A 10,692-nucleotide genomic window follows, 5' to 3' on the forward strand; every position below is an offset into this window, starting at 1 on the left:
TGTCATACACGGTGAGTATAGTGAAGTGGGAGCAAGCAGCTCCCTTACTTAAAAATGTTAGAGAACAGGTATTTGTTTATGAATGGCGAATACCGAAAAGAGTTGAGTTTGATCGTAAAGATCACTTCGCGAATCATGTGCTTGCTTGCCACGATAAAACACAACAACCGATAGGAACTGGCCGTATTTTATCTTCTGGTGAAATTAGCCGAATTGCGGTATTAAAGCGCTACCGTAAAGATCAAGTCGATAGAATCATTTTACAAAAGCTGTTTAGCATAGCCCAAGAGATGAAACTAAAGGAAATATTTATTTATAGCCCTTTAGAGACAATCGATTATTTTCGTGAAAATCATTTCAACACTTCTGGCGCAGTATTTATGGAAGCTGGTATGCCTAAACAAAAAATGACTTGTCTACTCAATAAAGCAACGGTAGCTAAATATTATCTAAGCCATTAAGTTAGTTTAGATAATATTTAAGATCATTAGTTTAAATAAGTGACTAAGCCCATATTTCATCTTTAGCATAAAGTTGATATAGCCCTTCAGCTTTTGTCATTAATAATTTTGCATAATCCAATTGCTCTTGTGTATCACTTTTCAAAAGCTTATCGGCTTGTATTTGCCATTTAAAAGTAAAGTGACGTAAAACATTGCGTGCAGATTCATTTTCTTCCAACACCAAGTGGTCTGTAGGTAAATCGCCACAAATAACCCAAACTTTAGTTTTGTCTAATAAATTAATTTTCCATACTGCCATTAATGGTATTAAGTAACGGCTTTCAGTATCAGCCACACTTTCTGCAACTAAGCCTTTTTGCGCAAGGTATTTAGTTGCTTTTAAATAATGTTCACGTACCCATTCTTGTTGTTGTTCTTCGGTCATTTCTAATTTATTTGTCATATTTATGGTCTTTTTATTGATTATTTTAATAAGTTTTTAACAATCGGAAAGTTTGTATGAAATAGTTCACAGCAAAGTTCAAATTTATTTATAGCTTAGCTAGCGAAGCATTTGCCTAAATGGTATTGTGCGCAGCGAATTATTACAACCCTAGTTTAAGTCAAATTAATCTTAAACTATTTCTAATACCAATTGAATTAAGTAAGTGAACATTTTAAGCAAGACTAAATATTTATGAACAAGGCGCTTGATAGAACAATAGCTAGCTATTGGGATTGAAAGTAACGCAGGTATTAGATATTTAAGCCGTCTTAAAATTATTTTTTATCTTAATTGGTATAATATTATTGGAGATTTCGATAGTGGCCGTTTTCGATTTAGTAGATTTTGATAACCACGAGCAAGTAGTTTACTGCAGTGACGAAGCGTCAGGGCTTAAAGCAATTATAGCTGTTCATAGCACAGCATTAGGGCCAGCAGCTGGCGGGTGTCGTTTTTGGAATTATGCAAGCGATGAAGCAGCGCTTAAAGATGTATTACGCTTATCTAAAGGCATGACATATAAAAATGCTATGGCCGGTTTAAAGCTTGGCGGTGGTAAAGGCGTTATTATTGGCGATGCAAAAACGCTAAAATCAGAAGCACTATTTAAAGCTTTTGGTCAGGCCGTTAATAATTTGAATGGCCGTTACTATACGGCTGAAGATATTAATATCACTACAGGTGATATGGCCATTGTTAACCAAAGCACAGCTTTTGTTTCTGGGCTTGAAGGTAAAAGTGGTAACCCTGGTCCCTTCACTGCTTTAGGCACTTTCCTAGGTATTAAAGCCGCGGTTAAATTTAAGTTAGGTAAAGACGACTTATCTGGCATTAAAGTGGCTGTTCAAGGTTTAGGTAGTGTAGGTTATTCACTTTGTGAAAAATTACATGCCGCTGGAGCAGAACTAATCGTTACCGATATTAATCAAGTTGCTTTAGATAAAGCAGTGAAAGAGCTAAATGCTAAAGTCGTGGGATTAGACGATATATATAGCCAAGATGTAGATGTATATTCCCCTTGTGCTCTTGGTGCGTCGATTAATGATGAAAGCATTGCCCAACTAAAAGCCAGTATTGTAGCCGGTTGTGCAAATAACCAGTTATCTGAGTCACGCCATGATAAGGCATTACTCGACAAAGGAATTTTGTACGCGCCAGATTATGTAATTAATGCGGGTGGTATTATTAATGTTGCTTTAGAGATATACCCTGAACCTTACTGTGCAAAAAGTGCAACAAAGCTTGTAGAGAATATCTACAACACCTTGATGACAGTTTTTGAAACAGCACAATCAAATAATATGCCTACAGGCTTTATTGCCGATGAAATGGCGCGTAATATTATTGCAAATGGTTCGAAATAGTAGAATAAAAAGCTATCAGGATTAAAGTAACGCCTTAAACAATAAAGCACCTTTAGGTGCTTTTATTGTTTTTAAAAGTAATATTCAACAATGCTTACATTTACTCAACGCCATTAACTATTACTTCAATAACTTATAACGCGGCTAATAAAGCCTGAACTGGATGTAAGGTAACTTTATTGTCTAGACGTTTTATCTGGCTGCGACAAGAATAGCCCGTAACCAACACTTGCTCTGTAGTTAACTCCGCAACTTTATTCTGCCAGCTCATTTTATAAAGCGACGTTGAGTTATCCAAGTTAACCTTTTCATGTCCATAGGTGCCTGCCATACCGCAACAACCCACCGATACATTCGCTAGATTCAAACCAAAATGTTTGAAGATATGTTGCCACTGCCCTTCACTACCGGCTAAAGCGGTTTTTTCTGTACAATGTGCAAACAACTTATATGCAATAGTGCTTTGATTATCGGCTGTGTTAATTGAGGTACTGGTTTTTTCTTCGATAATCGATATTAACCATTCATGGGCCAACTTCACTTCAAAATCACCGCGGTTATTACCCAATACCTGCTTATACTCGTCCCTAAAACATAATACCATTGAGGCATCTAAGCCCACCATAGGCAACGCTAATTGATGAACTTGATTCAAAAATTCAGCGGTTGATTTAGCGGTCTTTGCAAACTTAGCTAAAAAGCCTTTAACATGCTGAGGTTTACCGTTTGGTTTAAATGGCAAAAGTATGGGATCAAAACCCAGTTTTTTCACCAACAACATAAAGTCTTCAACTACTTTTGCATCATAAAAAGAAGTAAAAGGGTCTTGAACGATGAGCAACGATTTTGCCCGTTCATCAACAGGCATGCTTTTCAGTTTTGATAAGTCAAAAGGTGTGAAGTTATGCTCAGATGTTCTATGCGTTAATGTCGGAATTGACAATAATGGCGTATCAACATAACCAATAGTCACTTGCGATAATTTATCGTAAACATTAGACGCTAACACACTGTTTACCAATTTTGGCATTTTTGCCATGATGGGGGTCATCGACTCTACATTCGCCACCAAATGATCTTTTAGCGGTCTAAAGTATCGTGTGTGATATAAGTTAATAAATCGAGCTCTGAAATCTGGTACGTCGACTTTAACAGGACACTGACTAGCACATGCTTTACACGCTAAACAGCCTTGCATCGCCTCCATAACTTCATGAGAAAAATCTTCAGTATCATCACCATTAAAATGGTTTTTGAAACGATTTTTAACTTTATCGATAAGGCTTTTGATTGACCAGTTTTGTATATTTTGTTCCATGGCGAGAACATCAACGCCTTTAGCTTCTAATAAACGCAACCACTCACGCATCAAGCCAGCTCTACCTTTCGGAGACTGCCTTCGGTCACACGTTACCTTGCTTGAAGGGCACATAGGACTATCTAAGTCATAATTAAAGCATAATCCATTGCCGTTACAATCAAGAGCTGAATTGAATGAGTCTTTTACCGTTATTGGTATTTGTCTATCGTAAAATCCACGCTTTGTATCATCAACAGAAACTAACTTATCGGTAGATTCAAATGGCGTACAAATTTTGCCTGGGTTCATTTTATTTAGCGGGTCAAAAGCCGCTTTAATTTTTCGTAATTCGCTAAACAACGCCTCACCAAAAAACTCAGGACCATATTCACTACGATACCCTTTGCCATGTTCGCCCCACATTAACCCGCCATATTTAGCGGTTAACGCAACGACTTTATCTGAAATTTCTCTCAGTAAAATTTCTTGCTCAGGATCGCACATATCAAGTGCAGGTCGCACATGTAAAACGCCAGCATCAACATGACCAAACATGCCGTAGTGCAAACCGTAACCATCGAGTAACGCTCGAAATTCAGCAATATAATCGGCTAAATTTTCTGGTGGAACGGCTGTGTCTTCAGCGAATGCTAATGGTTTTTGACTTCCTTTTGTATTCCCTAATAACCCTACCGCTTTTTTTCGCATGGTATAAAGTTTACCAATGCTTGCAAGGTCTGACGTAACTTGGTAACCAATAACACCGGTTTTATTCGCAATATCTTTGTCTAGTTCTGCACATAACGCGGATACTTGATCTGCTACGCTCTCAATACTTTCACCGTTATATTCCACCATGTTAATGCCGTCCATAACAGCGCCATCAACATCTTGCAGCATATCACTCACTAATTGCCAAACAATATCTTGTTTAGCGAGATTGAGTACGGTGCTGTCTATTGTTTCTACCGACGTAGCTTTAGCTTCAACTAAACGAGGAGAGTGACGCAGAGCAGAGTCAAAACTGTCATATTTAATGTTGATTAACGTTTTTGCGTTCGCAATCGGTGTTAAATTTAGTTTTGCTTCACAGACAAATGCAAGCGAACCTTCTGAACCAGTGATAATACGACTTAGATCAACCTTAGATAAATCGTCGTTAAAAACGTTTTCTAAATCATATCCCGTGAGGAATCGGTTTAAACGAGGGAATTTTTCTAAAATCAGTTTACGGTTATCAACACATGTATTAAGCACTTGTTGCATTAATTTTGCTTCTGTACTGTCCTGTTTCGCTAGTGACTGTGCTTGTGCCATAGTTTGCGGTTTGGTAATAAGTAACTCACCGTTAGCTAATACACTTTCAAGCGCTAAAACATGATCAGAAGTTTTACCATAAACCAAAGAGCCTTGACCTGAAGCATCAGTATTGATCATGCCACCAACCGTTGCTCTATTACTGGTTGATAAATCAGGAGAAAAGAAAAAACCATAAGGTCTTAAATAATCATTAAGTTGGTCTTTAATCACACCGGCTTCGACACGAACCCAATTTTCTTCAACGTTAATCTCTAAAATGCGATTCATGTATTTTGATAAATCAACCACAATACCAGGCGTTAAGCTTTGTCCATTGGTGCCTGTTCCACCGCCACGAGCACTAAATTTTATCGCGTTAAATTTTTCTTCGTTACCCAATAAGGTAATAACTTGAATATCTAGTTTAGTGCGGGGATGAAGTACTAATTGAGGAAGTTGTTGATAAATACTGTTATCAGTTGCATGCGCTAAACGAGCGCTGTATTGAAAATTTATATCACCTGAAAAATCTTTAGTCGCCAAGATTTTGGCAAACTCTTGATATAAAGGAGAAACTAACTCTTGAGGACTTAAGCGAGGTAACATAGATAAATTTCTATTAACAACATTATGTGGCCAATATTATATCATGGGATTTTGTTAATTTGCTCGTTAAACAGAAAAAGCCTAAGAACTTTTTTTATCTTTGTTATGACAAAAAAGTGCCTAGGCTTTAATTAATGTAAAAATATCTTAAACCGAACTTAACTCAAAGAATAATTACTTTTTATTGTGCTGCTCTGCTAAATATAACCATGTCGGTAATACGGTATCTGGGTTAAGCGAAAGACTTTCAATTCCTTTATCCACTAACCAAGCCGCAAAGTCTTCATGGTCTGATGGACCTTGACCACATATACCCACATATTTGCCACGTGCTTTACAGGCTTTAATCGCCATTTCAAGCAAGATTTTAATCGCAGGATCTCGTTCATCAAACAAATGCGCAACTAAGCCTGAATCACGGTCTAAGCCTAAAGTTAATTGCGTTAAATCGTTTGAGCCAATTGAGAAACCATCAAAGTAATCTAGAAATTGGTCGGCGAGCAAGGCGTTTGAAGGTAATTCACACATCATGATGATACGTAAACCATTTTCACCACGTTTTAAACCATGCTCAGCTAGAATATCAATAACCGCTGATGCTTCGCCAAGTGTTCGTACAAACGGGATCATAATCTCAACATGAGTCATATCCATATCGTTTCGAACACGTTTAATGGCTTCACACTCAAGCGCAAAACAATCTCTAAAGTCTTTAGATATATAACGCGAAGCACCACGGTAGCCAATCATAGGATTTTCTTCTTCTGGCTCAAAGTTTTCACCACCGACTAAGTTCGCATACTCATTTGACTTAAAGTCAGACATACGCACAATAACTTTTTCTGGGGCATATGCTGCAGCCAATGTAGAAATACCTTCGGTTAGCTTGGCAATATAAAACTCAACCGGGTTGTCGTAACCTGCGATAATATCGCGAATTTCATCTTGTAAATCTGCTGATTGCTCATCAAAATTTAATAACGCTTTAGGATGAACACCAATCATTTTGTTGATAATAAACTCTAAACGCGCCAAACCAATACCGGCATGCGGTAAACGAGCAAAAGCAAATGCACGATCAGGATTACCAACATTCATCATGATTTTCAACGGTAAATCTGGCATTGAATCAACTTCTGAAGTTGTAACAGTGAAATCCAATTTACCTTGGTAAATAAAGCCGGTATCACCTTCAGCACAAGAAACCGTTACTTTATCGCCTGTCGCAATTTTTTTAGTAGCATCGCCACAACCGACAACTGCAGGGATACCCATTTCACGCGCAATAATTGCAGCATGGCACGTTCGACCACCACGATTAGTTACAATCGCAGAAGCACGTTTCATGATCGGCTCCCAATCAGGATCTGTCATATCCGTGACTAACACATCACCAGGTAAAATTTTATCCATTTCAGCTAACGAAGATAATACTTTTGCTTCACCGCTGCCTATTTTATGGCCAATAGAGCGCCCTTCACAAATGATAGGAGCACTTGACTGCAATTGGAATTGCTCCATTACATTGGCATTTTCGCGACTTTTTACTGTTTCAGGGCGAGCTTGAACAATATAAAGTTTACCGTCTAGGCCGTCTTTAGCCCACTCAATATCCATAGCACGACCGTAGTGCTTTTCAATAATTACAGCTTGTTTTGCTAACTCTTCCACTTCTTTATCATTCAGTGAAAATGTATCTGATTGTGCTTGGTCTATATCAACAATTTCAACTTGCTTGCCATGTTCTTGATTGGCAGCGTAAATCATTTTTATCGCTTTACTGCCAATATTTCTGCGAACTACCGCAGGTTTACCTTTGGCTAATGTTGGTTTGTGAACATAGAATTCATCAGGATTAACCGCACCCTGCACGACCATTTCACCTAAACCGTAACTCGAAGTAATAAATACCACATCTTCAAAGCCTGATTCAGTATCAATAGAGAACATTACACCGCTTGATGAAATATCACTGCGCACCATACGCTGAATACCTGCGGAGAGTGCTACACCACGATGGTCGTAACCTTGATGCACTCGGTATGAAATAGCACGATCATTAAAAAGAGAGGCAAAAACGTGTTTAATGGCGATCATGACTGCATCGAGTCCACGAACGTTTAGGAAGGTTTCTTGCTGACCAGCAAAAGAGGCATCTGGCATATCTTCAGCAGTTGCAGATGAACGAACAGCAAATGAAGCGTCGTTAGCAAAGCCATCAGAAAGCTTTATGTAAGCTTGTTCAATATCTTTCTGCATATCTGGTAAGAATGGTGTATCGATAACCCATTGACGGATTTTCTGGCCACATTCAGCTAATGCATTTACATCACTGACATCTAAATCATCAAGCAAATGATAAATTTTATCGTTCAAACCACTTTGTTCTAGAAATTCATTAAAAGCAAACGAGGTAGTAGCAAAACCACCTGGCACTTGCACACCAACATTTGAAAGGTTGGAAATCATTTCACCCAATGACGCATTTTTACCGCCGACACGGTCTACATCATTCATTCCTAAATTTTCATACCAAAGCACGTATTCTTGCACGACAACATCTCCACTAGACATAATAAAATTTAAGAAAGTTATCTATAAAATATCGGCTAAAAATATCTTTCTTAACGCTTTTATCAGTTTATGTATCATTAAGTGGTTTATTTCATGTCACATACATTTTACACTGCTAACTTTGAAACTAAAGTACTATTTCAAAGTTTTAACCTTCTAATAAAGAATAATATAGAATTATATTAAGGAATAATCATGCGAGCAGCTTTTTATATATCTGACGGAACGGCGATCACTTCTGAAGTATTTGGTCACGCGCTTTTGTCTCTTTTTCCTATGGAGTTTGAGCACGACACTATTTCCTTTGTCGAAACAAAAGAAAAAGCAATAGATGCCTGTAAGCGAATCAATAAAGCAGCGAAGCGCACCGGCGTGCCTCCTTTAGTGTTTCACACCTTTGTTAATCCAGATATTAGAGAAATTATCGATGGTTGCGATGGCATAATTTATAATTTTCTCGAACATTTTATCGCTCCGCTTGAAGAAAAACTGGGGATTAAAGCGAAACCAAAAGCGCATAGAACTCACAGTATTCACGAAAATAGTTATGATTATCGAATTGACGCGGTTAATTACTCTTTAGCCAATGACGATGGTTCAAATGTCACTAACTATGAACATGCTGATGTAATACTCGTGGGCGTTTCACGTTCAGGTAAAACGCCAACAGCTCTTTATTTAGCACTTCAATATGGTATCAAGGCAGCAAACTACCCTTTTACCGATGATGATATGGATGAATTACAAATTCCGTCATTTTTAAAAATGCACAAAAAGAAAATATTCGGTTTAACTATCGATGCAGAACGTTTGGTTGATATTCGTGACGGTAGAATGGCGAACACCAAATACTCTTCTGCACGCCAATGTCGGATGGAAGTACGTGAAGTCGAAAAACTCTATAAACAAGAGAAGATTCCATTTCTGAACACTACTAAACTCTCAGTTGAAGAAATTACCGCCAAAATACTCTCAGAAACGGGCTTACAGCGCTATAAATATTAACTTATAACAATTTAGTTACATAAAATATTAGAAAGCGGTTCACATAATTGCTTATTTTCGTTATGTTAGCGCGATATAATTATTGCGCTGCATCAATATGTGCAGGCTAACCAGCATTTGATATACCATGACCATAAAAACAGATGAATTTAGAACCACATTAATTGATAGTTTAGTTTCGCCTGCCGAACTCGCTGAGCAAATACCACTTGACGACGCCACAGCGAATTTCATAATCAAGAGCCGTAAAGAAATTGAAGCCATTATTGGAGGCGACGATAAACGTTTGCTTGTTATTATTGGCCCTTGTTCAATTCATGACACAGCAGCGGCTATAGATTACGCAAAAAAATTAAAAACCTTACAAGAAAAGTATGCCAATGAATTACTCATTGTTATGCGCGTATATTTTGAAAAGCCTCGTACAACCGTGGGTTGGAAAGGTTTAATCAGCGACCCTGATTTAGATAAATCATTCAAAGTAGCTAAGGGCTTAAATTTAGCCCGTAACCTGTTAATGGAAATTAATAAGTTAGGACTCGCTGCCGGTACTGAATTTTTAGATATGGTAACTGGCCAATATATTTCTGACTTGATCAGTTGGGGTGCTATTGGTGCTCGTACAACTGAAAGCCAAGTACACAGAGAGCTAGCTTCTGCACTTTCGTGCCCTGTAGGCTTTAAAAACGGTACTGACGGTAATATTCAAATAGCAGTTGACGCTATCAAAGCGTCAAGTGTTCCACATGTGCTTTACTCTCCGGATAAAAGTGGCCAAATGTGTATTTATCAAACACACGGTAACCCATATGCACATGTAATATTACGTGGCGGTAAAGAGCCAAACTATCAAGAAGAGTATATTACGAATACTTGTAATACCTTAGCGAAAGCAAATTTACCTGAGAAGGTAATGATAGATTGCAGTCACGGTAATAGTTACAAAGATCATAATAAACAAATGGATGTCGCTAATTCATTAGCTGAGCAAATAAACTCAGGCAACCAGTCTATTTTTGGCGTAATGATTGAAAGCTTTATGGTTGCAGGTAACCAAAAAGTAATTCCTCAGCAGCCTTTAGTGTATGGACAAAGTATTACCGATGCGTGTATTAACTTAGACACTAGTGACGAAATACTTAACATATTAGCTAACGCGATTAAAACTAGAAAATAAATAACGTACAAATAATTAGAGGGTGTATTTAAGATAGTAAATTATATAAACACACTCTTTAAAAGGCCCGGTAACATAATTTGTTATCGGGTCTTTTGCTTTAAATCAAGCCAGAAATTTACCTAGGCGAACTTTGTTGCTTAGTTTATCTGGAATGTAAAAACTAAACTTACCCAGTAAATTCAAACGCTTTTGTATTCATGCAGCCGCGAGTACCGTACATCCTGCACATGCACGCTCTTTTGCATCCATGCAACCGCGAATACCGTACATCCTGTACATGCACGCTCTATTGCATCCATGCAACCGCGAATACCGTACATCCTGTACATGCACGCTCTTTTGCATCCATGCAACCGCGAATACCGTACATCCTGTACATGCACGCTCTTTTGCATCCATGCAACCGCGAATACCGT

Annotated in this window: 7 protein-coding genes; 4 read left to right on the forward strand and 3 right to left on the reverse strand. The window is 38.0% G+C overall.

Features of this window, described 5'->3' with window-relative positions:
• Positions 1–461: GNAT family N-acetyltransferase (locus H4J50_RS16960; RefSeq protein WP_220466301.1), on the forward strand; the 461-nt coding region annotated here is incomplete at its 5' end.
• A 43-nt stretch (positions 462–504) separates the two neighbouring features.
• Here the strand turns inward: H4J50_RS16960 and H4J50_RS16965 are convergent.
• The gene (locus tag H4J50_RS16965) at positions 505–906 is read right to left on the reverse strand and encodes a DUF4826 family protein (protein ID WP_259366285.1); all 402 of its coding nucleotides are present in this window, start codon (positions 904–906) and stop codon (positions 505–507) included.
• A gap of 362 nt (positions 907–1,268) precedes the next feature.
• On the opposite strand from H4J50_RS16965, the gene H4J50_RS16970 reads away from it, so the two are divergent.
• Positions 1,269–2,312 carry an amino acid dehydrogenase gene (locus tag H4J50_RS16970; protein ID WP_182257464.1) on the forward strand — a complete coding sequence of 348 codons (1,044 nt, stop codon included), beginning with the start codon at positions 1,269–1,271 and terminating at the stop codon, positions 2,310–2,312.
• Between the two features lie 133 nt (positions 2,313–2,445).
• On the opposite strand, the gene H4J50_RS16975 is transcribed toward H4J50_RS16970, so the two are convergent.
• Positions 2,446–5,517, reverse strand: a complete 3,072-nt coding sequence (locus H4J50_RS16975; protein ID WP_182257465.1) for an FAD-binding and (Fe-S)-binding domain-containing protein — start codon at positions 5,515–5,517, stop codon at positions 2,446–2,448.
• 174 nt (positions 5,518–5,691) lie between these two features.
• On the reverse strand, positions 5,692–8,070 hold the full coding sequence (gene ppsA, locus H4J50_RS16980; protein ID WP_182257466.1) for a phosphoenolpyruvate synthase: 2,379 nt from the start codon (positions 8,068–8,070) through the stop codon (positions 5,692–5,694).
• A 216-nt stretch (positions 8,071–8,286) separates the two neighbouring features.
• Between ppsA and H4J50_RS16985 the strand changes: the two genes are divergently transcribed.
• Positions 8,287–9,096 (forward strand): pyruvate, water dikinase regulatory protein, encoded by an 810-nt coding sequence (locus tag H4J50_RS16985; protein WP_108456006.1) that lies wholly within the window; start codon positions 8,287–8,289, stop codon positions 9,094–9,096.
• A gap of 127 nt (positions 9,097–9,223) precedes the next feature.
• The gene (locus H4J50_RS16990) at positions 9,224–10,273 is read left to right on the forward strand and encodes a 3-deoxy-7-phosphoheptulonate synthase (protein WP_108456005.1); all 1,050 of its coding nucleotides are present in this window, start codon (positions 9,224–9,226) and stop codon (positions 10,271–10,273) included.
• Positions 10,274–10,692: the final 419 nt, after the last annotated feature.

It is taken from the genome of Colwellia sp. 6M3, from assembly GCF_014077595.1.
In the GTDB taxonomy this organism is placed as follows: domain Bacteria; phylum Pseudomonadota; class Gammaproteobacteria; order Enterobacterales; family Alteromonadaceae; genus Cognaticolwellia.